We start from the raw sequence: 25,350 nt of genomic DNA on the forward strand, positions 1-25,350 counted from the left end.
ATAAACGTATACAATGCCTTAATTGCGCAATCGATTGCATCTAAATAATATTTTTATGGGTTCTTTTTTATCTGAGCATTTTTTACTCGAAACCGACACGGCGAAAACATTATATCACGAATATGCCGCTCCTCAGCCAATCATTGATTACCACTGCCATCTCCCCCCGGCGGAAATAGCAGCCGATAAAAATTTTGAAAATCTGACAAGCATTTGGCTCGACGGTGATCATTATAAATGGCGTGCCATGAGAACCCTGGGTATTGATGAGGACTACATTACCGGGGAGGCCCCTGACCGCGAAAAATTTCTAAAATGGGCTCAAACTGTTCCCTATACAGTCCGAAACCCTCTCTATCACTGGACGCACATGGAACTCAAGAACTATTTCGGGGTAACCAAACTGTTGTCGCCGGACACTGCGGAAGAGATTTATGACTACTGCACCGGGGAGCTCCAAAAGTCGTCCTTCAGCACTCAGAGCCTGATTCAAAGAAATAATGTGGAGACGGTATGCACGACGGATGATCCGGTGGATTCCCTCGAATTTCACAAATATATCAAAGAATCATCTTTCGGGACCAAGGTACTCCCTGCCTTTCGCCCGGATAATGCCTATGCTTTTGAGAAGGTCGATGATTACAACAGCTATATCGACGATCTCGCGCGGGTGAGCGGAATCGAGATTAACAGCCTGGACACCTTGCTGGCGGCCCTGCAGAACCGTGTGGACTACTTCCACAAACAGGGAGGTCGCCTGGCCGATCATGGCGTCGAGAAAATTTACTACGCGGAGGCAACCCCCGCCGATCTGGAAGAGGCCTTTGCACAGGTTCGCAAGGGCAATGCATTGACCGACCATCAAAAAAAGAGCCTCACCTATCGTATCATGCTGGAACTTGGTAAAATGTATGAGCAGAAGGGATGGGTTCAGCAATATCACCTCGGTGCATTACGCAATACCAACGAACGCATGCGTCGAAAGCTGGGGCCTGATACTGGTTTTGACTCCATCGGTGATTTCTCCCAAAGCCAGACGCTGGCTCACTTTCTGAATGAACTCGATTCCACGGATCAGCTGGCCCAAACCATTCTTTACAACCTCAATCCCAGCGACAATGAAGTCATAGCCACCATGATCGGCAACTTCAACGACGGCTCCGTAAAAGGAAAGATGCAGTTTGGTTCTGCCTGGTGGTTCCTCGACCAGAAGGATGGCATGGAAGAACAGATGAATACATTGTCCAACATGGGGTTGCTTAGTTGTTTCGTAGGAATGTTGACAGATTCACGAAGCTTTTTATCTTACCCAAGGCACGAGTACTTCCGCCGGATTTTATGTAATCTTTTGGGAAATGATGTGGAAAAGGGGTTGTTGCCGCATGATCTTCCCTGGCTGGGAAAAATTGTGTCCGATATTTGTTACAACAATGCAAAAGAATATTTCAACTTCTAATAACCATAAAGCCTTTGTGTTATGAAAAAAGTCATTACGTTCGGAGAAATCATGCTGCGTCTGTCACCCCCCGGGAAACTGCGGTTTTCCCAGGCCGATTCTTTTGATATCATCTATGGGGGCGGAGAATCAAATGTAGCGGTGTCGCTGGCCAATTATGGCGTACCGGTGGAATTTGTCACCCGCCTGCCTGAAAATGATATCGGCCAGTGCGCCATGATGGAGATGCGCAAGCGGGGCGTCGGCACCGACCATATTGTATACGGAGGTGAACGGCTCGGAATCTATTTTCTGGAAACCGGGGCGGTCAGCCGGGGAAGCAAAGTCATTTACGACCGGGCTCACTCCGCTATTTCCACCATAGAAAAGGGAACCATCGACTGGGAAAAAGTTTTTGACGGAGCCCAGTGGTTCCACTGGACCGGCATCACGCCCGCTCTCTCACAGGGAGCTGCTGACGTCTGCCTGGAAGCCATAGAAGCCGCCAATGAACTGGGCGTAACGGTTTCTACCGACCTGAATTACCGGGCAAAGCTATGGAACTACGGCAAGGAACCGGGCGAGGTGATGCCCGACCTGGTCGCCGGCTGTGATATCATCCTCGGAAATGAAGAGGACGCTGAAAAGCACTTTGGCATCCACCCGGACAATGTTGATGTAACGCAGGGAGACTCCATGGACAGCCAGGCCTACCTGTCGGTCTGCAAGAAATTGATGGAGCGTTTTCCCCGTGCCCGGAAAATTATTACGACGCTGCGCGGCTCCATCAGTGCTTCGCACAACAGCTGGTCGGGCGTCTTGTACAACGGTGAGGACTTTTTAGAAGCCCCTACCTATCAAATCACCCATATCGTGGATCGTGTAGGCGGCGGCGACTCCTTCATGGGAGGCCTTATTTACGGACTGCTCACCTATGAAACCGACCAGCAGGCCCTTGAGTTTGCCGTGGCGGCCTCCTGCCTGAAACACACCATCTACGGGGATGCCAACTTATCCACCGTGGCCGAAGTTGAAAAGCTGATGGAAGGGGATGCATCCGGACGTGTTTCCCGCTAAGGCCCGGCCGTCAAAACAAATAACTACGGTAATATGATAAATTAACAGACTATGGCACGATTTAAACGTATACATGTAGCATCCGTGATGGAGTCTACGGGCTTGGTCCCGCTCTTTTATCACGACGACATTGAAGTAAGTAAAAAAGTGCTCCGGGCCTGCTATAATGGCGGAGCGCGGCTACTCGAATTTACCAACCGGGGTGATTATGCCCACGAAGTGTTTGGTGAACTCAATAAGTTTGCCGCCCGGGAACTCCCGGAAATGATCCTAGGTGTCGGTTCCGTCACGGATGGCGGAACGGCTTCCCTTTACATGCAGCTGGGAGCTAACTTCGTAGTCACACCGGTACTGAGAGAGGATATTGCCACCGTCTGCAACCGAAGAAAAGTGCTTTGGTCACCAGGTTGCGGGTCGCTGTCGGAAATCGCCCGGGCCGAAGAACTGGGAGCGGAAATTATCAAGGTGTTTCCGGGTAGCCAGCTGGGACCCGGTTTTGTTAAAGCAATAAAGGGACCGTGTCCGTGGACCAGCATTATGCCAACAGGCGGAGTAACGGCAGAGGAAGAAAATCTTCGGGGATGGTTCTCGGCCGGTGCAACCTGTGTGGGGATGGGGTCCAAGCTCGTGACCAAGGAATTTCTGGCCAATCGAAGTTACGACAAGCTGGAAGAACATGTCCGAAGCACTCTGGACTTAATTAACAACATACGCAGTGAACTGTAGATATGACAAAATACAGGCCTCTCCTTTTATCGGTTTTTCTTACAGTATGGGTGTTTGCCGGATGCAGTGAAATAACCGACACACGTACCATTAAATTAGCCCACGGGCTGGATGTCACGCATCCGGTTCACAAGGGGATGGTACGGATGGCGGAACTGGTAGACGAAAAATCAAATGGAAAGCTCCAGATTGATATCTACCCAAGCCAGCAGCTCGGCTCAGAACGTGAAACCCTGGAACTTCTTCAGATTGGAAGCGTGGATATGACAAAGGTGTCCGCAGCTGTCCTCGAAAATTTTGTGCCAGAGATTCGGGTATTCAGCCTGCCCTACCTGTTCAGAAATACTGAACATTATTATAATGTGCTGGATGGGGAGGTTGGCCGGGACCTCCTGCTTGCCGGACAGGACTACTGGCTTCGTGGACTCACCTATTATGATGCCGGCCAGCGCAGCTTCTATACCAAAGAGCGCCCCATCCGGACCCCGGAGGATCTAGAGGGTCTGAAAATACGGGTTCAGGAAAGTCCCATGGCCGTGAGCCTGATCAACGCCCTGGGAGGCTCCCCCACTCCAATTTCCTGGGGCGAGCTGTATACGGCCCTACAGCAGGGGATTGTTGATGGGGCTGAAAACAACCCCCCCAGCTTCCACAGCTCCCGCCACTATGAAGTAAGTAATTATTTCAGTCTTGATGAACACTCCGCCATTCCGGATATACTGCTTGTCAGCACCCACCTGTGGAACGACCTGAATGAACAGGAACAGCAGTGGGTACAGGAGGCGGCCGACAGCTCCAAGGTATACCAGCGGAAAATATGGGCTGAAGCGGAAGAAGAGGCCCTGGAAGTTGTGGAAGAAGCCGGCATTGAAGTGATACGGCCGGAGAAGGAACCCTTCAGAAAAAAAGTTGAGGTCATCTACGACCGATATGAAAACAATGAACCGGAATTCTATGATCTGATTGAAAGCATCAGAGCCGTAAAATAACAGGACGGATTATGAGGGAACAAGTTGACAACGTGGTAAAGAAAGCACTTATTTTTTTAATGGGCCTAATGCTCATTAATGTAGTCTGGCAGGTTTTCAGCCGATACATCCTGGGGATGCCCAGTACCTTTACCGGCGAACTGGCCCGCTTTCTGCTCATCTGGGTAAGTCTGCTGGGTGGGGCCTACGCATCGGGACAAAACATGCACCTGTCTATTAACCTGCTGCCGAATCAACTGGGTGACAGGGGTAGACGAAAACTGTCAATATTCATCTCTGTTGTCATCATCCTGTTTGCACTGCTGGCCATGGGTCTTGGCGGCGGACGCCTGGTCTATATCACATACATACTGGGGCAGTCTTCGCCGGCGCTTGATATACCACTCTCATACGTCTACAGTGTTCTACCACTGAGCGGGTTTCTCATCACCTATTACAAGATCCTTGATATCCTGGAAGTGAGAAAGCCGAGCACTGAACCTCAAAATATTTGATCCTATCACACACTATGGAGTATATAGAAGTATTTATCCTGGTTCTTAGTTTTATTTTCCTGCTGGGCCTCGGCGTGCCCATCGCATGGACCCTCGGCATTTCGGGACTGGTCACGATTCTGGTAAGTGTTGAATCGATCTCCGCTTTTACAACCATCGCCCAGCAGATGGCCACCGGCCTCGACAGCTTTACGATGCTTGCCATACCCTTTTTTATTATGGCCGGAGAAGTAATGAATCGCGGAGGTATTGCCCGGCGGCTCATTAACTTTGCCAAAACGCTGGTGGGTTCCCTGCCCGGCGGACTTGCCTATGTAAATATTTTTGCAGCCATGCTCTTCGGAGCTATCGCCGGTTCGGCTGTAGCGGCAGCTTCAGCCATCGGATCCATCCTGGGTCCCCGTATGGAAGAAGAGGGTTACTCCAAGGAGTTTTCGGCTGCGGTCAACATTACCTCATCGACCACCGGTCTCATTATCCCCCCTTCCAACATTCTCATTATCTATTCCCTGGCCAGTGGCGGGGTTTCCATTGCCGCCCTCTTCGTGGCAGGCTATATTCCCGGCCTCATCATAGGCGGACTACTGATGGGGGTGGCTGCTTTCTGGGCCAAGCGCAAAGATTTTCCCGTCGGTGAACGCAGCAGCCTCTCCGAAATTTTCAGTACCTTTACCAAGGCCTTTCCCAGCCTGCTCCTCCTTGTTATTGTCATCGGAGGCATCATTGCAGGCATTTTCACAGCCACCGAAGCGGCGGCCATTGCGGTTGTCTATACCCTCATCCTGGGTTTTTACTACAGGGAGGTTTCCGTCAGGGATCTTCCCGGCATCCTGATGGAATCAGTGAACACAACGTCCATTGTCATGCTGCTCATCGCCACTTCCATCGGCATGTCCTGGGTAATGTCCTATGAAAATATTCCACAGGATATTAGCACGGCCCTGCTCTCACTAAGCGACAGTAAAATTGTTATCCTGCTTACGATTAACCTCATTCTGCTATTTGTCGGAACCTTCATGGATATGACACCGGCCGTGCTGATATTCACCCCGATTTTTCTGCCCATTGTGACGGAACTGGGCATCGCCCCTGTCCATTTTGGTATTATGATGGTTCTGAACCTCTGCATTGGCTTGTGCACCCCGCCAGTAGGCACGCTGCTATTTGTGGGTGTAGGTGTCGCGGGGACGACTATAGAGAAAGTCATCAAACCGTTGCTGCCCCTCTTCCTTGCCATGATTGTTGCACTCATGCTGATTACCTTCTTCCCCCAGCTGACTCTCTGGCTGCCTGAAATGCTTGGCTTTTAACCACAATAACACTTTTTAAATATCCGCTAACCATGGAACAAGCACTCAACAGAACGACTGCAGGAACAGGAGAGGCTCCGCCCGTTAAGATTTTGCAATTCGGCGAGGGAAATTTTCTGCGCGCTTTTGTTGATTGGATGATTGACATTCTGAACGAACAAACATCGTTCTCCGGCGCTATCGAGGTTATCCAGCCCATTCCACATGGCCGTGTCGATACGTTAAATCAGCAGGAAGGCCTGTACCATGTCTTGCTGGAAGGTATAAGGAAAGGGAAACCGCATGCAGAGCGAAGGCTGATCACATCCGTTAAGGGGGGACTAAACCCCTATGAAGATTACAAGGGCTACCTCCAGCTGGCTGAAAATCCCGGGCTGGAGTTCATCGTCTCCAATACCACAGAAGCCGGGATCGCCTTTGACAATACGGATACTTCTGCCGACACCATTCCCAACAGCTTTCCTGGAAAGCTTACGGCTTTGCTGTACCATCGCTTTACCCATTTCCAGGGAGCCCCCTCAAAGGCACCGGTGATCGTCCCCTGCGAGTTGATAGACCGCAATGGCGACAAGCTCAAGCAGTACGTTTTGCAGTATGCCGATCTCTGGGATACAGATCCGGCCTTTCACAGCTGGATTAAACAGCACTGTATCTTCTGCAATACCCTCGTTGATCGCATAGTACCCGGCTATCCCGAAGAGAAAGCGGATAGCATACAAAAGGAAATGGGCTATAACGACCAGCTGATTGTCGCCGGCGAATACTTCCACCTCTGGGTTATCGAGGGGCCATCCCATATACAGAAGCAACTTCCATTTCAGGAAGCCGGACTCAATGTGTTGTTTGTGGACGACCTCACGCCCTATCGAACCCGCAAGGTTCGTATTCTAAATGGCCTTCATACAAGTATGGTACCGGTGGGCTATCTCAACGGCAACCGAACCGTCAAACAGGCCGTTGATGATGAAGTTCTGGGGCCTTTTCTCGAGAAAGAACTGTTTGAAGAGATCATACCCACACTCGATCTGCCGGAAGAGGAGCTGAGTGATTTTGCCCATGATATCCTTGACCGGTTTCGAAACCCCTTTATCAAACATGAATTGAGTGCCATTGCCCTCAACTCGATTTCCAAGTACAAGGTTCGCGTGCTGCCCTCCCTGTTGAAATATCATGAACTTCACGATACCCTTCCAGACAGACTGGTCTTCGCACTGGCAGCCATGATCTGTTTTTACCGGGGAGAATGGGAGGGAGATAAAATGCCCCTGAATGATTCCGAAGAAGTCATTGCATTCATCCAAAAAGCCTGGCGGAAGAAAGATATTCGAGACACCGTACAAATGGTGTTAGGCAATAAGTCCTTCTGGGGTCAAGATTTAAATGATATACAGGGGCTTACGCAGAAAATCACAGCCTCTGTTATGGAGATCCAGCAAAACGGAATCACATCTACTCTGCAGAAAGCTGAACTATGGGGATAAAATACCAACCCTGTGCCACCCTGTTCCCGATGTAATTGCACTGGAACAGCTGATTAATTTAACACAGTGACCTCTTAAACAAAACGAACAATCTACTATGCATTTTGAACAAACCTGGCGGTGGTTCGGATCCTATGATACCATCCCTCTTTCCGACATTAAACAGACCGGTGCTACCGGTATTGTAACCGCCCTGCATCATATACCGCATGGCGAAGTATGGCCCGTAGACGAAATTAAGAAGCGAAAAAGACGCATTGAGGAATCCGGCCTGCGATGGTCCGTTGTAGAAAGCATCCCTGTGCATGAAGACATCAAGAAACAAAAGGGAGATTACCAGACCTACATAGACAACTACAAGCAGTCCATCAGGAACCTGGCAGCCTGCGGAATCGATACGGTATGTTACAACTTCATGCCCCTGACGGATTGGACACGGACTAATGTCAACCAGCCCCTGGAAGAGGGAGGAACCGCTTTACGCTTTGATGCCACCGCTTTTGCAGCCTTTGAACTGTTTATCCTCCAGCGTGACGGGGCAACACAAACTTATTCCCAAGAGCAACAGGAAAAAGCCAAAAGCTACTATCAGTCGCTGAGCGACGATCAAATTGATGAGCTTACCCAGACCATATTGCTGGGATTGCCAGGGGATGAGGAGATGACGCTCGAAAAATTCCGTGCGCTGCTGGACGAGTACCGGAATATTGATGATCAAAAGCTGCGGGCCCACCTACACCATTTCCTGGAGGCCATCATACCTGTGGCCGAGGAGGAAGGCGTCCGCATGGCCATCCATCCCGATGACCCTCCATTCTCCCTCTTTGGCCTTCCGCGCATAGTCAGTACCGAAGAGGACGCGCGTCAGCTTCTCGAGGCTGTGGATTCTCCCTTCAACGGCTTGACCTTTTGCACAGGCTCTTACGGGGCGCATTCCCGTAATGATCTGGCCGGCATGGTAGAACGACTGGGGCACCGCATCAATTTTATTCATCTGCGGAGTGTAAAACGCGATGAGGATGGCAGTTTCCAGGAAGCCCGCCACCTCGAAGGCGATGCCGGTATGTACGACGTGATGCTGGCCCTGATCAAGGAACAGCAGAAACGAGCATCTGCCGGCCGTGAAGACCGCTCCATGCCCATGCGTCCCGACCACGGGCACAGGCTGCTGGATGATTTACAACGAGAATCCTATCCCGGCTATTCCGGACTGGGACGAATGCGTGGCCTTGCCGAACTGAGAGGTCTTGAAATGGGAATCCGAAAGTCCCTGGCATCCACCCAGTAACCACGGCCCGCCCATTCCAGCGATTCTTTTAAACGTTCAAGCTATTAACTATGTCCTGTCCGGCAACCGGCCGGGACATAGTTTTAACAGCTCTCCTCTCGCATAGCTTTTTCCTTGTTTTTACCGGCCCGAATATTGATCTCTTCATGCTGAGATACAGCCGGATAATATAAACATACTGCAATAAGGGGAGTGCGACTTAAGAAGAATGTCGATTCAGCTACCTCCTTCACCCTCAAAGATGCCATTGGCCAGTCATTTTACGGCATCTGGCACTGTCATGATGAGTATGAGCTGGTCTATATCTGGGAAGGCAAGAGCCAGAAGATAACAGATGGAAGCTGAGAATAGGAAGTCTGTTTTTTTCGGTTCAGATCTGCCGCACGCTTTCAGCTGTAATCAATCACAAGGAGGAGACCGGCTCCTTGTGATTGCTGTAATCTACATAATTATGATTGGTAAACCTGATACCGCCAGTGTCGGTATCCAAGGGGTCCGGTCTCAACAAAATCGTTCAGGGGAAAACCCACGCTGGTCAGTGCCGGACTATCGCAGTAACAGAATGCCTTTACGGGTGCTGCTCCTGTTACTTCCCGGTGAGTTCCTGCAGTGTAATTTTTTGAAAATACAGCTCTTTGACACCTTCATACAATATGCCGATGGTGTGTTTATCGATGACGGTCATGCAGGAATAGCCATAACCGGTATTTTCATTCAGCAGCAGCTGATATTCGCCGGGCCAGGTCATCCCATCATCCTTGCTCAGCTTAAGCGTCATATTTTTTCGGTATTCGGTACTGTTTGGATTTGAAAAAAGCAGCCAGTTGGGCCCTCCTTTCCCCTGAGGGTCGGGAAACTGTATAATACTGGCCATGGAAACCGGTTCAATCAATGCGCTCCGCGAGGTGGGATGCTTCTGCCAGCTTTTTCCCAGATCATCCGTGGTATATACCGAACGCGCCCCACCCCGGTTATCGCGCATATTAAGCATCAGTGACCCATTGCTCAGTTCCACCACCTGGGCCTCCGTGGTATTGGCTTTGGCCCCGGTACCTATCTCCCAGTGTTTCCCATGATCCCTGCTGTAGATAATAGTGGCGTGAGGAACCTGATCTTTATCCTTAAACTGTGCCGGAAAAACAAGTGTGCCATCGCTCATGGTGATTCCCTTGCCGGGCCCCTGCAGCAGAAGCTGCCAGTCAGGATCCTTTACCTGCCGGGTAATGTTGATGGGACCAGACCACGTTCGGCCGTCGTTATCACTTTTAACGAGCATGAGCTGTCCCGTCTGTTCTGGTGCAAGCCCCGCTTCAGAAGCATCCCAGGCCCGCTCTCCGGGCATTCCGTGGGTCCACAAGGCGGCCACCCATATCGTAGCCGTTTGGTCATCTACCAGTATGGAGGGATCACCAATACCATTCTGCTCCTCGGGCAGACCTCCCCACTCCTTCATGTCCATAATCACTTGCATCGGCTCCCAGCTTTCTCCCCCGTCGAAGCTCCGGCTGATCCCTACATCAATATCACCCTGCAGGTCTGCGGCATTATCATAGCGAATATCATAAGCAGCAATAAGGGTACCCTCATTTGTCGTTACCAGGCCCGGTATACGATAGGTATCAACGCCATCCTGGTTATGGCCCCGCAAGACCATGCCCACTTTTTTTGTTATTGATGGAGACGTTTCTTCCGATTCCAGGCGTACTCCACTATCCAGGGCGAGGTATTCAACCCCCGTATCCATCCTGTCAAGCAGCGGGGTATTGGCCTGAAGTTTATAGGATATCCAAAAATAGTTCTTCCCGTCACGCAGCTGCTGCCGACCGGTAATGTCAACCGTTCCAGCCGCCTCCCCGGAACGCCCGAAGAGAGTGTTCGGCCTGAAGGTTGAACACCGGCCGTATAGAATATTTCAACCGCTGAGATATCCCCGATATTGGAGCTTCCCTTCGTGTTTATACCGATGCTCTGTACTGCCGGGCTTCCTTGCCCTGCTGCGCCATCCACCAAGATGCGCATCATGGGATTGTGCTCGCGGCCTCTCAATACCGGAGTAACCTTTTGATGGAGAGACACGGACCAGTTGGCGTCATTTGAAGGTGCCGGGGGCATGCCAGCATGCTGTTCCGAACTTTTACAGCCTGGCCCGGCAGTAAGTAGTATGATCAGTAATAAAGCCGTCTTGAAGTCTTTCATCTCTTTTGGAAACTTGGTTAGCGAAAGAAAAACCCAGCCCTAACTTGCTTGCTACAGCGGAGCCGATATGAAGTCACAGGCCAGGAAGGGAAATTATAAACTTTTTGTATTTAGCCAAGACAATAAATGGATCAGCACCCCGGATTCTGTTTCAGCTTGCCATTCTGACTCAGCTATGTTGGCGCTATCAATAGTTGAATACCCATTTACGGGAATCTCAAGGTAGCAAGGCCTGCTCCGCTGGATAACAGAACGGCTTACCCGGATACCCTTATTTCGTATTGACCATTGTCATCGGTAGAGGTACCGCGGTCCAGGGACAGCTGACAAAAAATGCATACCATCAGCACTTATTTTGAATGTCGTCTCATATTCATCGCGTGTTATTCGTTGAAATTGGATCTTTTCATATGCCTTACTGATCGTACTGCATTTATTTACCCATCCCATATGCTGTTATTTATTTAAAATGATCGGTTATGCGTCATTGCAAAATCAGCCTCCAGTCCTTATTTCCCCACCATAATGTCATACAAAAAAGCTGATCTTGACTCAAAAATTAACCTATCCTGCCATTATACTGTGCCATAACCAGGAAGACATACGCTTCTTGAAGGCGGGAATTAAAAAACAGCAGAAAAGAAGAGTGGCTGGAGACACTGATAAATGAAAAAAGCCGAAACCGGGATACTGTGGAACCTCTGATAACAGGACCTGCCTTCTGTGGCCCGGAGCAGGCCCTGTCGCAGTATTTTCATATGAGAATGGCAGCTTACAGATTAGAATAAAAACTTCCGTATAGCCTTTTAAGCATAGAGATCGTCATTTTGGGTCCCGGCAAGTTCAACAAAAAAATCAGCGATCTTGTCAGATACCGCATCCAGGAATGCCCGACCCTTCCCCGGGGTTGAGGCCGCAGGATTCCCCACCCCTGTATCCTCTGTAACCTGGGTCCATTCACGCTGAACAAAAGTCCATCCTTCGTTCAGTGCGGACACTTTGAAACTTCGTGCAGATCCGTCTCCCGCTTCCGAAAGCGGTAATACCAGTTCAGGTGCGATATGCATCATGGAACTGGTTTCCAGCTCTCCGGCGTGATCGCCGGGCTCATTAAAAAAATCTGCTGCCTCCACAGCCTGGTACCAGTTAAGGGCGCAGGAGAACAGGCCTGGAAAATCCACGGACAGGGTACGCAGCATCTGTTTAAAATGATTCCCCCCATGACCGTTTAGGATCACAAGCTTTGGAATTCCCTGGCGATGCAGAACGTCTGCAATATCATTCAATACAGCCAACTGGGTAGCAGGATTCATATTGAGACACAGATCCACATCCAGCTGCCCCGTGTTAACACCGAAGGGCACCGTCGGCAAAATGATCACCCGCGCTTGCTCTTCCCAGGCCTTGCGGGCAGACTCGGCCGCCACATAGTCACACTGCAGGGTATCAGTTGCATAAGGAAGATGATAATTGTGAGCTTCCGTAGCGCCCCAAGGCAATACGGCCACCTCATACTGCTCTTCTCTGACGGTTTTCCAGTTTGTTTCTGCAAGAATATAGGGTCGGGGTGAATTCATAGAATCCGGATATTTTGAATTAAGGGTTCACTAATGACAACCTAACTATAAAAAATTTTGAGCTTTTTATTTCTTTTATTATTTGTGGTACAGCCCTTCAGGACAAAGTATAAGAAATGAGAAAGCATTCATTGTGTTTCATTTTATCAGTATCCTATAACCAAACTTTGGCATTTCAGTATTATTCCCGATAACTGTTATCTGCTGCCAAACCTAAACTGAGGGCTTCTTACAGCATAAATATGTACTGGAAGATGACTCCTGTTCCGACAACCAGGAAGGACAGCTGGTGAATCCCGGCCACGGCATAGTGGCCATACGGTTTATCATAGGGATCGGACGAAGGCGAGAAGACCAGAAACTCATTGAACATGCAACCGACATCACTCTCGATTTACTCAACTTTAGCTGGGACTTCGCGTATGGCGGCAGTTATTATTTCCTGGATGCTCACAAACATCTGCCCCTCCAGCTGGAATGGACCCAAAAACTATGGTGGACTCATCTGGATAAGCTTATTGCTCTTGCCCGAAGTTAGCTGTCGACCGGACGGCAAGAGTGTCTAAAATGGTACCAGCAGGACCACAACTACAGCCGGGGCCACTTTGCCAATCCGCAATATGGCAAATGGTATGGCTACCTGAATCGACGGCCAAACGCTATACGACACTTAAGAGGTGCGCTATTTTCACCTGCCGCGCGCCCTTTTCGAATGCTGGCAGACATTCGAAAAGATGACGCGCCGGGCACATTAGCAAACACCCCGGACAGGCGCAAACAGATGGTATGAATCAAACAGCCAGGGCTGTCAGTCCAGGAATTTTTCAAGCTCTGCCTTCCATACCATATAGCCATTGCCGTTCAGATGAAGGCCATCTTCGGTGTACTCCGGGTTCAGCTTATCCTCTGCTGTGCGCATGTCATCAAAGAGATCGATATACGTGATCCCTTTGCCGGCGCACAAGCTTTTTAATCCGTCATTGACAGCCTTGATCTCGGGCAGCTTGTCGTAATGAGAGGTAAATCGGGAATAGTTATCGTTGACCGGCAGCAAACTTTGAATATAGATCTCGGTACCCGGCGAATCACTCACAATCCGATCTACTATCTTTTCATAATTTGAGAGCACATAATTCACTGATCGGTCTCGCGCCAGGTCATTGACGCCAATCATAATAAATATTTTTGCTGGTTTAGACTCCGTAACCTCATCCAGGCGATACAGAACGCCGTCCGTCACATCGCCTGAAATGCCCCGGTTCTTCAGGCGGTCATTTCCAAAAAGCTCCGCCCACTCATTCCCATCGGTAATACTGTCGCCCAACAGAATAATTTCTTCATCGGCGTTGGGAAGCTGTTCAAACAAGGTCTTCTTGTGATAGTAGTAAGCGCCATAATCCGGTTTCTCATCGGCTGTTTGGCCATAACTGTATTCAGGGGTCAGCCCGCAAAGCAAAACAACACCCGTAAGAAAGATCCCGAATAGCGACTGCGGTTTCAATAATATGCAATGCATAGAAAGAATTTTTAAGGGTTTCAGTTGTCTTCCTTCTGAGCCAATGCATAGATGCCGGCCCCTTTTTCATTGTGATCATACAGGTCCAGCCCCATCAGCAGCAGACCGACCGGCAGCATAACGATATAGTACAACGTCATTACAGGAAGTGCCCACAAGCCGATCTTGGTAAGCCAAAGCATGGGATATTTAATCAGCCATTCCCAGGCCCGGTGGCCTTTGCTCCCATAGGTATAGGCAATATCCACAGGGGTAAACCCAGAAGCTTCCAGCTTCTGACGAATATCCTCCCTTGAATAGCCCGTTCGGGCATGTTCGTCTACAAACGATTCGTCCTCCCCCGCATCCTCCTTCGAATAGATGGAAGGAGAATGCATCAGGAAGTAGCCATCGGACTTCAGTGCCCGGTTGATATTGCGCATAACCTGTTCATCTTCTTCAATATGCTCCAGCACATCAATACATATCACAAAATCAAAATCAGAGACGGCATCCAGCGCCAGCAGGTTCTGTTGCTCAAAAGAAATACGATCCCGGGCTATCTCCTGTTCAAAATAGTGTCGGCAATCCCGCAGATAATCCTCCTTGACATCCACGGCATGGACGGTCACACGGGAAAATTGATGAAGGATAAAGCGGTCATACTGGCCAAATCCGGCGCCTGCATCCAGCATCCGCCAGTGTCCCTGCCGGTCAAGGGGGGCGGCATATTGCTTTAGCAGCCGCCGTACATACCAGCTGCGCAGGAAAAAGAGGTCCAGCAGCTTGTAGAAGAGGGTCCGCAGCCCCCGGCTCTTTCGAATGATACTGGCAAAGCGGTCTTTAACCGGATCGTAAGCGATACGACTCATGTATATCTAAAAGTCTTGGATGTTAATATCTTCACGACCTCTTGATCCCAATGGACTCCTTGATGTTCGGCCGTTGCTGTTTTTCATTCCGTTTCTGGATCAGCTCGCCCAGGAAGCCGATAGAGAAAATCTGGGCCCCCAGCACCATCAGCATGACACCGAAGAGCAACAGGGGTCGATCATCAAGATTTGCACCAAAAAACAGTTTTTCAATCGTCAGGTAACCATTGATAATACCCCCTATAAAAAGAAAAAGAAAACCAAGCGTCCCGAAAAAGTGCATCGGGCGCTGCAGATAGCGGTTAACAAACAGGAGTGTCAAAAGATCCAGGAATCCATGCATGAAACGTGAGAGACCAAACTTTGTCTCCCCATACTTGCGCGCATGATGCTTTACCACCTTTTCCTCGATGCGGTCGTACCCCTCCAGCTTTGCCAGGAATGGGATATAGCGGTGCAGCTCGCCATAGAGGTGAATATGCTCTATCACCTCCCTGCGATACACTTTGAGTCCACAGTTGAAGTCGTTCAGATCGATACCTGTGAAAAGCGACGTCACCCTGTTAAAAAATCGGGAAGGAATGGTCTTGGTTACCGGGTCGTGCCGAGTTTTTTTCCACCCACTCACCAGGTCCAGCTGCCGCTCTTTAAGCTGCTGCAGCATCGCGGGGATCTCAAAGGGATCATCCTGCAGGTCGGCATCCATCGTTGCAATATATCTGCCGCGGGCCTTCTCAAAACCAACCTGCAGCGCCGTACTTTTGCCGTAATTGCGCTTGAGCTGAATCCCTTTGACCCAGGAACACTGCCGGGTTGCCTTTTTGACCTCTGTCCACGACTGATCTGAGGAACCATCGTCCACAAAAATAAGCTCAATCGAAGATAAATCAGCCAATGCCTCTTTTACCCGGTCCGTCAATTCCATAATAGATTGCTGCTCATTATACAGGGGCACAATCACACTAAGTTCCATTCCAGATTTATGTGGAGACTGTACAGACAATAGTTTCTTATTTATTTTATGACAAAGAGTTAGAAAAAATCCCTCAGATCATGTATAATTAGCAATAAAGATACGCTTTTAGATCAGCTATGAAAAAACTTTATTATTCCATCGGCGAAGTCAGTGAGATCACGGAGGTTGATGCGCATGTACTGCGCTACTGGGAATCGGTCTTTGACGAACTCAGTCCCAAAAAAAATAAAGCAGGAAATCGCACCTATAAGGAAAATGATATTGAGATAATTTTAAAACTCAAAGAACTGATTCAGGAAAAAAAATACAGCACAAAAGGTGCTCAACAGGTCCTGAAACAGGAAGGAGCAGCCGGAGAAGATGAGAAAGTGCCGGTAGCACTAAAAAAAGATCTCAAAGAGATGCGTGTTTTCCTAAAAAACCTGCTCGAAAAACTCTGATGCTTCCAAAAGCACTACGGATTTACCGGAAAAGAGAAACGGCAGCGCAGCTCGGAGACCGGTTCCTTCACCGGAATAGCTTCGAACCGTAACTCCTCAAATGAAGCCTCCAGCACCTCCTCGATGCCTAGTGAGGTTCGGGGCGAAGTTAGCTCATACGATAGTACCCTTCCCTTCTTATCTACCACAAAAGTATACGTTATTTCTCCCGAGACCGTACCTTCCCGTACCTTCGATGGCCAGGCCACCGACGACAGAAAGTTATCCAGGCCCTGTGCTACCTTCAGCTCAACGCCGTAATCATCACAAGTGGGACCCGGCAGCCGGTCGGGCACCGTGATCTCAGACTGCAGCCTTTTAATATCCGGGTAATATGGTGAGTCAGGGAAAACGCTCGTATGCTCCGACAGCACCGCCTGTACGCTATCCCAGCGCGTTGTCGTATAGCGCAGCTCTTTCAGCGGAATGATTCCCGATGAATCAGCGTCGGGAGTAACCAGGCTGGCTTCCAGCAGGTCGTCTAGCCACTGGAAAACCCTGGCCTGCTCAATATACCTCCGGATCCCCCGGTAGTGAATATGGGGAGCGAGTGCTGAAGAACGGTGATCCAGGGCCAGCAGGCGGAGGCGGAGCCCTGCGAGCGAATCGCCCGATGCTTCGATCAACCGGAACTGACGCCGCAAAGCCTGCGTACTGTCGGGTTCTGAAATTATGGCCTTGCCGTTCTGCTTTTTTAACAAGCGGGCATATTCGCTGTCGGGATAAGCCGAAAGAGTTTGCTGTCTCCAATGACGAAGACTGTCGATAGGACCGGCAGAGCGAAAAACTTCCGTAAGGGCATACATAGCCCGTGGGAGCACGGTGGGATTATGGTTGCTGTGAATCACTTTCTGATAGTAATACCGGGCGCTATCGGCATTGTTCAGGTCCAAAAAGAATACATTGCCCATCTGATAATAATAGGACGCCCGTTCTGCCAGTAACTGGTCACGCTCTGCCGTAGTGCGGGGAATATCATCCACATCAAGGGGACTTCCTTCAGGTACTTCCCTCCCTTCGCCGTCGAACACCAGCCTCTGTACTTCTTCGGCCCTTTGACCGGTCGCCTGGCTGACCGCCTCCCTTCTTCTCCAGTTATCAGCCAATGGGCGATCGCCCCAGATAATTCTGAACTCGGCTTTCCCCTGGTTGACGAGTCGCTGACTTCGGTGATTCAAGAATCCATAAATAGCAGAACGGTTGGTGCTGTCCGCCTCGTCCGGCAGAGCTGGCTGATTCATGATCCTTTCATCAGAACGCTCCCGCTGCTCCAGCAACTTCCGGCGCCGGGCCGCCCGAATCCTATTTATAAGTGAGTCCTGTTTTTCCTGTGTAAGTGTACCCATCCATAAGAGACTGTCAATGCGCTGAATGGACTGTTTTATATCGGTATACTGCCCGAAAGCCTCGGCGAGCACAGCCGCATCCTCTTCAGAAGCCTCAACCGGGGTTTCCCGCAGCGAAGCAGAGGTATCAAAATGAGCCGCAGCCGTTTCATAGTTCTTGTAAACTTCACTGTTTAGCTGCCCCAGCTGGTAATGAACAAGCGCTTTCAGGCTTCGCGACTCCATCGGCCGGTTCCCATACAGCAGGGTTCGGTACCGCTCTTCAGCCTCCCCGGTTTTGCCTTCCATCTGCAGGGTGCGGGCAATCTCAACCTTCAGTGATTCTGCCCGCACCACATATTTGTCGTTGTTGAGCAATTGCTGGTATATTGACCGGGCGCCCCCCGGATTCTCCAGCTGTCGAAAAACTTCTGCCTGCTTAACCTGCGACCAGTACTCATATTCAACCCCCGGATAGTAGGACGAGACCTGCCCGAAAGCGTAAGATGCCTCTCCCAGTCGGCCCTGTCGCTCCAACAGCTGGCCATATAAAAAAAATGCAGGTCCCCTCACCTTTCGGTCTGACAGGTTCTTGAGGGCTGCAGAAAGCCAGTCTGAAGCCTGTTTCCAGTGCTCGAGCATTGTGTGGTGCTCTGCAACCAAGACCTGCAGCTTTCCTCGTTCTTCAGCAGGCCATTCAGGGGGGTATTGACTCAGGATATCTTCAAGATAGCGAATACCCTGGCTGTGTGTGCCCATCTCCAGCATTGTGCGTCCCTTCCAAAATATCATCTGGCGCCGCATCGGCGGGGAAATATCTGAATTCCCAAGCCGCTCAAACCATTTCATAGCCGTGGCATAATCTTCCAGATAATAGTAAGATTTGCCCATCAGAAGCACCGCATCGTCGACCCAGCGCGACTCCGGGTGATGACGCAGAAGACGGGTGCATTTAGCAATGGCTTGCCCAAAAGATTCCCTTCCCGCCGATACAGGAGCGGGATACACCCGCTCGGGGCGGTCGGGATTCAGCGACCGGGATTGATCCAGTATCGCTTGCCGGCCTTCGTTAAAATATTCTTTTGCATTATAAAAGGTATTATAATAGGCTTTAAAATCATTCCACCCACTTTTTAATGTCTTTCCACATCCTGAAAGCAATACCCCTCCCAAAAACATAAGTAGCAATACTCGGCTCATCCTTGCGGCTGATTTGTAACCTCTGTTGACCCGGGACAGTGTTCGAATCTGACTCCAATTTCGATCCCACCTAAATTTTAACAGTTTTTGTACCCGATTGCAGATATTTTTTATGCCTCACCGGCTGGCAAACTCCAGCCTGTCCTCTCTCTTCAGCCGCCGGTATAACCACCTAATCATGGACAAGTTACGTAATAAGTAAATCAGAAAAAGATAAATCATGTATTTAAAATGTTATCCTCCGGCAAACCTGCTTTTACTTCCTTCACCTTTTCCCTAAGTTATCCAGCAAATTGCCATATTCAATATCATCGTATTTCCATGCCCCTTTCAAAGCTGTCATTTGGCCCTTTTCATTTACATACTATTGAAACGGGGCATTTCCGCCTTGATGGCGGTGCCATGTTCGGTGTTGTCCCCAAGACCCTGTGGGCACGTTTTATCGAGGTAGACGACAAAAACCGTATTCCCATGGCAATGCGGTGTCTGCTGATCACTTCCGAGAACACCGGTCGAACGTACCTTGTCGACAATGGGTGCGGAACCAAGTTTGATCAAAAGTTTGAGGATATTTATCAGCTCGACTACTCTCAACACACCTTGAATAATTCGCTGGAAGAACACGGTTTTACTCCGAATGACGTTACGGACCTTATTTTCTCGCACCTCCATTTCGATCACTGTGGCGGTACAACCTTCTATAACAGCCAGGGCAACCTCAAACACACCTTCCCAAATGCCACCTACCATATTACTAAAAAACACCTGGAGACCGCTACTCATCCGAATGCGCGTGAAAGCGCCAGTTTTCTGCCCGATAATATTACCCCCATTGCCAATTGGAAAAGGCTGAATACCGTTGAAGAACATCACCGGTATGAAGAGGGGCTTGATGCTCTTGCCGTCAACGGACATACGCTCGGCCAGCAACTACCCAAAATAACCGTTGGTGACCAGACGATAGTTTTTATGGCTGACCTGATTCCCACACACGTCCACCTGCCTCTTCCCTGGGTTATGGGCTATGACATGTATCCCGTGCAGACCCTTCATGAAAAAGAAAGAATCCTGGACCAGGCCGTTGAAGAGAACTGGTATCTTTTTTTGGAGCATGATGCAACAGAGGAGGTTATAACCATTCAGAAGGAGCAGGGCAAATACCGTGTCAAGGAACGGCTTTCCCTTGGCGAGATTCCTTCTGTGTAATATGCCGTGCTGACCTTCTGCATTCAGGAAAATAATCCAGGCAGCGACATGACACCCCATAGGTCCTGCATTCCTGCAGGAGGGAAATAAAAATCCTTGTGGAACTTCTTGCGCCGGCCTTTCATATAACGTCTGGGTGCCCCTGTCCGGTAAAATACATGATTAAATTCAGAATGTAAGTTTACCTTGAAATTCATTAATTTGTCCGCTTACAAAAATTTAATATTAACAAGATTAGAAACTCAATGCGACTGATAAAGAGCATCTTACCCATGCTGCTGGTATGCATGGCCGTATCGCTGGCACATGCCCAGAACATCTCTGACATCGATTTTAAAAATATCAGGGTTGATGACCTTTCCGACCAGCAAATCCAACGCATTTATGAAGGAGCCCAGGCACGCAACCTGTCCATCGATCAGGCGGTACAGATGGCTGTTGCCCGGGGACTTCCGCAGTCGCAGGCCAGCAAGTTAAAACGACGCCTCCAGCAGGTACAGAGCGGAGGCGCCCTGGGAACCGACAGTGCAGCAGGTGTTTCCGGCCAGCTTCGGTCTCCCATACCAACGGAGGGGCCCGACTCCACCAGGTTTGATTCCCTCTATGCGCAAACTGATTCTTTGAAATGGGCCAGACAACAGCTCAAAAGCAAGATTTTCGGCTACAAGCTCTTTACCAGCGACAAAGTCACATTCGAACCGGCCCTGAATATTCCCACCCCCGAGGATTATCAGCTCGGGCCCGGTGACGAAATCATTATTGATATCTGGGGTGCAGCCCAGATGAATTACCAGCTGGAAGTTTCGCCGGACGGCTCTGTGATTATTGAAAACATTGGACCTATTTACGTCAATGGCCTTACCGTAGAAGAAGCATCCAATCGTCTTCGTTCGCGCCTGGGGGATATCTACTCAGGACTGAATCCTGCCAACAGCGAAAACAAAGATACCTATATGCAGCTGTCGCTCGGGCAGGTGCGAAGCATCAAGGTTACCGTACTGGGTGAAGCAACGGTACCCGGCACTTACACACTCTCCTCCCTTTCGACCGTATTTAATGCCCTTTACGCCGCAGGAGGCCCCACAACCACCGGGAGTTTCAGGAAAATCAACGTGATCAGAGGCGAGGAAACCGTGGCTACCTTCGATCTTTATGACCTGTTGGTCTACGGCAATCAATCTGAAAATGTCAGGCTTCGCTCCCAGGACATTATCCAGATACAACCCTATCAAAACCGTATTGAGATCGAGGGAGAAGTCAAGCGACCGGGCATTTATGAGCTTGTAGGCAATGAAACGCTGCAGGATCTTATTGTCTATGCCGGCGACTTCACAGACAAGGCATATACGGATCGCATTAAAGTGGTCGGTAATACCCCCAAACAAAAACGCATTACCGATGTCAATAAAGGCTATTTTGATGATTACATCCTCCAGAACGGCGACTCGGTGTCCGTAGGCAAAATTCTGGACCGCTTTACCAACAAGGTGGAAATTGAAGGGGCCGTCTTTCGTCCCGGCGACTACGCCCTGAATGATACCACCTCGCTTTACTCACTCATCCAGCGGGCCGACGGACTCATGGGTGATGCCTTCATGAACCGCGGCATCATCTATCGAACACGCGACGACTACACTGTTGAATCCATTTCTTTCAGCGTACGGGATCTGATGCACAACCCCGGAGCCCATGATATTGCCCTCAAGAAAGATGACGTCGTTCGAATCTCCTCAATTTTCGACATGCGTGAGAATTTTACAGTCGAGATCAAGGGCCCGGTTCAAAGCCCGGATGAATATGAATATGCCTATGGAATGACCCTCGAGGATCTGATTTACATGGCAGAAGGCTTCCAGCAATCGGCCACCCCCTATCGCATCGAAGTCGCGCGGCGCATCCGTGATGTGGATGAGCAGACAGGACAGACCTCTATCATTGCTGACATTCAGACCTTTACAGTTGATGAAAACCTGCGCCTTGGTGAAGAAGGAGCAAACTTTGAACTGCAGCCTTTCGACCAGGTCTACGTACGCGAGCTGCCCAATTACGAAGAACAACAGGAAGTATATGTGGTGGGAGAAGTAAAATACCCCGGCAAATATGCCATTTCATCGCGTGATGACCGTCTTTCTGATCTGATTGACCGCGCCGGGGGGCTGACGCCAGATGCCTATACCGATGGCGCCACCCTCTTCCGCAAAAGGGAGTTTACCCAGCAGGAATCACAACAGACCACGGCCAACGTGGAGGGGGCTGAGGGCGAACTCCAGCCACAGCAAGATAGAGAAGAAGAAAATGAAACCTCAGCCCAGATTGGCATTGAACTGCCGGAAGTGATCTCAAATCCCGGCTCCAAGTATGATCTTCTGGTTGAGGAAGGCGATTCGCTTTTCATCCCGCAGCAACTGGAGACCGTAACAGTGGAAGGCGGCGTTTTTTATCCTACGACGGTGCGGTATGAAGGCAGTCGCTCTTTCAAGGATTACATTACAGCAGCCGGTGGGTTCAATGATCTGGCTCGCAAAAAACGCGCGTACATCATCTATGCCAATGGTGATGTCGACCGGACTAAAAAAGTGCTCTTTTTTAAAAACTACCCCTCAGTTGAACCCGGGGCGACCATTGTGGTGCCGGAAGAAACGCCCAAGGAAGGGATGAGCCCGGCGGAACGCGTAGGTATTCTCTCTACCATCGCATCGACGATGGCCGTGGTTGCCACTACCATTATCCGTTTGACCAATTAGGATAATTCACAGGTTTTCTTTCTTTAAAGCACAGGCTGATATCTGGCCTGTGCTTTTTTTATGCCTGAAATTTTAGGACAACAGCAAATGAACCGGCCTGCTGATACAGCTTGCCTCGTTTGTTGCATAAACAGCCAAAGTAGGAAGTCCATATAACCAAGCAGCCCGCTCATCCCCCGGATCGGTACCAAGACCAGCAGATAAAAGTTGTAAATCCGGTTTTCAATGTATGGTCTTATATCATGTTTTTCCTATTTTTCAGTTCTTGCAACCAAAGGCTTTTCAACCTGCCTCGCATATGTTTCTTTAAAGAAACCCCATTAAATCTCATCAACATCCATCAAACAATATAATATTATGCTAGATCTCCCTAATCATATAAAAACGACCGTTCTGATGGTCGGGATTGCCCTGTTTACTATTTCGGGATGTACCGGCCCACAGCAAGCCGCAAAAACGGACCAGGCTCCCGAGCAAACCGCACAGGCCATGAAACAGGAGCCTGATAAAATGGACCGCCTGGTTCCCAATCCTATCACCAACGAAATTCCACAGGCTTTCTATCAGGCCATCGACCGGGAAACCCGCACCATGTCCGGCAAACCGGGATCCGGCTACTGGCAGCAGTGGACCAACTATGATATTGACGTTGAACTTGTTCCAGCTGATACCCTCATCAAAGGCAGCAGCCTCATTACCTACTACAACAATTCGCCGGATACCCTCAATCAACTTTTTATGGAACTGGCCCAAAACATGCATAAAAGCGGGGTCGTGCGCAATACGCCTGCAGAAGTGACCGGCGGAATCAATCTCCACCAGGTGGAAGCCGGCAATACCCCCCTCCAGGAGATGCAGTCGGTGCGTGCCCAGCAGGGATATTTGGTAGACGGGACCCTCATGGTGCTCCGTCCCGGCACCGTTCTGGCCCCCGGCGACTCTATACAGATTGAGGTGACCTGGGACTTCAAAATCCCCCAGCAGGGAGCAAGCGGACGCATGGGCTACAGCGAAGACAATCTATTTTACATTGGCTACTGGTACCCCAAAATGCGTGTGTATGACGACGTCAATGGCTGGTTTACCGATCAATTCAAAGGTAATGCTGAGTTTTACCATGGTTTCGGCAACTATACTGTAGATATTACAGCTCCCGAACAATGGATGATAGCCTCCACCGGTCATCTGACGAACGCCCGGGAAGTATTGAAAAATGAAATATACCAGCGCCTGCAAAAAGCACATAACAGTGATGAAATAGTTCATGTTGTCACAAAAGAAGATTTTGGCGATGTCACCGAATCAACCGGCAACGGCACCCTGACCTGGACTTTCAAAGCGGATAAGGTTCGCGACTTTGCCTTTAGTGCAACCAGGGAATCGATGTGGGATGCAACGCGCTCCAGGGTTGACGACCGTGATGGAGATGGGCAGGCCGATTATGTTGCCATCAATGCTATTTACCGCGACAGTGCCCCTCTCTGGACCGACGGTGCAGAATTCACACGCCATGCAATCACCGCTCTTTCTGAAACAACGGGGCTTGCCTATCCCTGGCCGCATATGACATCGGTTGAGGGAGGCGGCATCATCGGGGGAGGTATGGAATTTCCCATGATGACCATTATCGGTGACTACAACGGCCGCCCAGCCCAGTCGCTCTATGCCGTTATTGCCCATGAGCTGGCCCATATGTGGGTGCCGATGCAGGTAAGCAATAACGAACGCCGCTATGCCTGGATGGATGAGGGAACCACCACCTTCAATGAAGCCCAGTCAAAGAAAGATTATTACCCGGGCAACGACTTTGAACAGTCGGATTTTCAAAGTTATCTGCAGATAACCGGCACCGACCTTGAAGGACCTATCATGCGGTGGTCAGATTACCATTACAACGGATTTGCCTATGGCATCGCCTCCTATCCCAAACCAGCCTCCATGCTGGTTGCGCTGCGGGGCGTACTGGGCGAGGAAACCTTTCAGCAGGCATTTGAAAGCTTCCTGAGCCGTTGGCGATACAGGCATCCGTATCCATGGGACCTTTTCAATACTTTTGAAGATGTGAGTGGAAGGGACCTTGACTGGTTCTGGCGAAGCTGGTATTTCGAAACATGGGTTCTTGATCAGGCGGTGGGCAATGTACAAACCACCGATAACGGCACACAGATTGTTATCGAGGATCACGGGCAGGCTCCCATGCCGACTACTGTTGCAATTACGCTCGCCGACGGCACGACGCTGTCGCGGGAGATCCCGGTTGAAACATGGCTGAAAGGGGCTACACAGACCACACTTACTGTTGACAGCGCAAGCGAGGTAACCAAGGTTGTGATCGATCCAGAGCAGAAGTTCCCTGATGCCAATCGCATCAATAACAGCTGGGAAAAGTAATCCCTGCATTCTTTATCCATTCAAAAGAAACGGTAGAGCAAGGACCGGGAACGGTGCTTGCTCTTTTTATTTAACGGCGCTATTAAAAT

Annotated in this window: 20 protein-coding genes and 1 pseudogene; 14 read left to right on the forward strand and 7 right to left on the reverse strand. The window is 49.9% G+C overall.

Annotated features, from left to right (window positions below; all coding sequences use genetic code 11):
• The first annotated feature begins 55 nt into the window (after nt 1-55).
• The 9 genes from uxaC (at nt 56) to FN808_RS18960 (ending at nt 9,145) form a co-directional block, all read left to right on the forward strand.
• Nucleotides 56-1,456: a glucuronate isomerase gene (gene uxaC / locus FN808_RS14655; protein WP_142715362.1), complete on the forward strand. Its 1,401-nt coding sequence runs from the start codon at nt 56-58 to the stop codon at nt 1,454-1,456.
• Nucleotides 1,457-1,477: 21 nt separating this feature from the next.
• Nucleotides 1,478-2,512 (forward strand): sugar kinase, encoded by a 1,035-nt coding sequence (locus tag FN808_RS14660; protein WP_142715363.1) that lies wholly within the window; start codon nt 1,478-1,480, stop codon nt 2,510-2,512.
• 51 nt (nt 2,513-2,563) lie between these two features.
• Nucleotides 2,564-3,238, forward strand: coding sequence for a bifunctional 4-hydroxy-2-oxoglutarate aldolase/2-dehydro-3-deoxy-phosphogluconate aldolase (locus FN808_RS14665; RefSeq protein ID WP_142715364.1), 675 nt, complete (start codon nt 2,564-2,566; stop codon nt 3,236-3,238).
• Nucleotides 3,239-3,240: 2 nt separating this feature from the next.
• Entirely contained in the window at nt 3,241-4,227 is a 987-nt protein-coding gene (locus FN808_RS14670) for a TRAP transporter substrate-binding protein (protein WP_142715365.1), read from the forward strand.
• 11 nt (nt 4,228-4,238) lie between these two features.
• Entirely contained in the window at nt 4,239-4,721 is a 483-nt protein-coding gene (locus FN808_RS14675) for a TRAP transporter small permease (protein ID WP_142715366.1), read from the forward strand.
• 14 nt (nt 4,722-4,735) lie between these two features.
• Nucleotides 4,736-6,031, forward strand: a complete 1,296-nt coding sequence (locus tag FN808_RS14680) for a TRAP transporter large permease (protein ID WP_142715367.1) — start codon at nt 4,736-4,738, stop codon at nt 6,029-6,031.
• 32 nt (nt 6,032-6,063) lie between these two features.
• On the forward strand, nt 6,064-7,512 hold the full coding sequence (locus FN808_RS14685) for a tagaturonate reductase (protein ID WP_142715368.1): 1,449 nt from the start codon (nt 6,064-6,066) through the stop codon (nt 7,510-7,512).
• A 97-nt stretch (nt 7,513-7,609) separates the two neighbouring features.
• Nucleotides 7,610-8,800: a mannonate dehydratase gene (gene uxuA, locus FN808_RS14690; RefSeq protein WP_142715369.1), complete on the forward strand. Its 1,191-nt coding sequence runs from the start codon at nt 7,610-7,612 to the stop codon at nt 8,798-8,800.
• A gap of 192 nt (nt 8,801-8,992) precedes the next feature.
• Nucleotides 8,993-9,145 (forward strand): cupin domain-containing protein, encoded by a 153-nt coding sequence (locus FN808_RS18960; RefSeq protein ID WP_185958428.1) that lies wholly within the window; start codon nt 8,993-8,995, stop codon nt 9,143-9,145.
• A 241-nt stretch (nt 9,146-9,386) separates the two neighbouring features.
• Here the strand turns inward: FN808_RS18960 and FN808_RS14695 are convergent, their stop codons facing one another.
• From FN808_RS14695 to FN808_RS14705, 3 genes are all read right to left on the reverse strand, one after another.
• Nucleotides 9,387-10,544: a sialidase family protein gene (locus FN808_RS14695; protein ID WP_142715370.1), complete on the reverse strand. Its 1,158-nt coding sequence runs from the start codon at nt 10,542-10,544 to the stop codon at nt 9,387-9,389.
• Nucleotides 10,469-10,912 carry a BNR-repeat neuraminidase N-terminal domain-containing protein gene (locus FN808_RS14700; protein ID WP_185958429.1) on the reverse strand — a complete coding sequence of 148 codons (444 nt, stop codon included), beginning with the start codon at nt 10,910-10,912 and terminating at the stop codon, nt 10,469-10,471. Before FN808_RS14700 ends, FN808_RS14695 begins: the two co-directional genes overlap by 76 nt.
• An 890-nt stretch (nt 10,913-11,802) precedes the next feature.
• On the reverse strand, nt 11,803-12,573 hold the full coding sequence (locus FN808_RS14705; RefSeq protein ID WP_142715372.1) for a creatininase family protein: 771 nt from the start codon (nt 12,571-12,573) through the stop codon (nt 11,803-11,805).
• Between the two features lie 232 nt (nt 12,574-12,805).
• Here FN808_RS14705 and FN808_RS19260 point away from each other — a divergent pair.
• Nucleotides 12,806-13,363 (forward strand): annotated as a pseudogene (locus tag FN808_RS19260) (AGE family epimerase/isomerase); the annotation flags it as partial.
• Between the two features lie 18 nt (nt 13,364-13,381).
• On the opposite strand, the gene FN808_RS14720 reads toward FN808_RS19260, so the two are convergent.
• The 3 genes from FN808_RS14720 to FN808_RS14730 are packed head-to-tail and all read right to left on the reverse strand — an operon-like array spanning nt 13,382 to nt 15,913.
• Nucleotides 13,382-14,089, reverse strand: coding sequence for a GDSL-type esterase/lipase family protein (locus tag FN808_RS14720; RefSeq protein WP_142715374.1), 708 nt, complete (start codon nt 14,087-14,089; stop codon nt 13,382-13,384).
• A gap of 20 nt (nt 14,090-14,109) precedes the next feature.
• Complete coding sequence (locus FN808_RS14725) at nt 14,110-14,940, reverse strand: class I SAM-dependent methyltransferase (protein WP_142715375.1); 831 nt, start codon at nt 14,938-14,940, stop codon at nt 14,110-14,112.
• 31 nt (nt 14,941-14,971) lie between these two features.
• Nucleotides 14,972-15,913, reverse strand: coding sequence for a glycosyltransferase family 2 protein (locus tag FN808_RS14730; protein WP_142715376.1), 942 nt, complete (start codon nt 15,911-15,913; stop codon nt 14,972-14,974).
• A 119-nt stretch (nt 15,914-16,032) separates the two neighbouring features.
• On the opposite strand from FN808_RS14730, the gene FN808_RS14735 reads away from it, so the two are divergent.
• Complete coding sequence (locus FN808_RS14735) at nt 16,033-16,356, forward strand: MerR family transcriptional regulator (protein ID WP_185958430.1); 324 nt, start codon at nt 16,033-16,035, stop codon at nt 16,354-16,356.
• Nucleotides 16,357-16,370: 14 nt separating this feature from the next.
• Here the strand turns inward: FN808_RS14735 and porW are convergent, their stop codons facing one another.
• Nucleotides 16,371-18,920: a type IX secretion system periplasmic lipoprotein PorW/SprE gene (porW, locus tag FN808_RS14740; RefSeq protein WP_142715377.1), complete on the reverse strand. Its 2,550-nt coding sequence runs from the start codon at nt 18,918-18,920 to the stop codon at nt 16,371-16,373.
• 321 nt (nt 18,921-19,241) lie between these two features.
• Between porW and FN808_RS14745 the strand changes: the two genes are divergently transcribed.
• The 3 genes from FN808_RS14745 to FN808_RS14755 all read left to right on the forward strand — a co-directional run bounded on the left by FN808_RS14745 (nt 19,242) and on the right by FN808_RS14755 (nt 25,261).
• Entirely contained in the window at nt 19,242-20,126 is an 885-nt protein-coding gene (locus FN808_RS14745) for an MBL fold metallo-hydrolase (protein WP_142715378.1), read from the forward strand.
• 245 nt (nt 20,127-20,371) lie between these two features.
• Nucleotides 20,372-22,870, forward strand: coding sequence for an SLBB domain-containing protein (locus tag FN808_RS14750; RefSeq protein ID WP_142715379.1), 2,499 nt, complete (start codon nt 20,372-20,374; stop codon nt 22,868-22,870).
• 357 nt (nt 22,871-23,227) lie between these two features.
• Nucleotides 23,228-25,261 (forward strand): M1 family metallopeptidase, encoded by a 2,034-nt coding sequence (locus tag FN808_RS14755; RefSeq protein ID WP_142715380.1) that lies wholly within the window; start codon nt 23,228-23,230, stop codon nt 25,259-25,261.
• Nucleotides 25,262-25,350 lie beyond the last annotated feature (89 nt).

This window comes from Fodinibius sediminis, from assembly GCF_900182555.1.
Classification (GTDB): Bacteria; Bacteroidota; Rhodothermia; order Balneolales; family Balneolaceae; genus Fodinibius; species Fodinibius sediminis.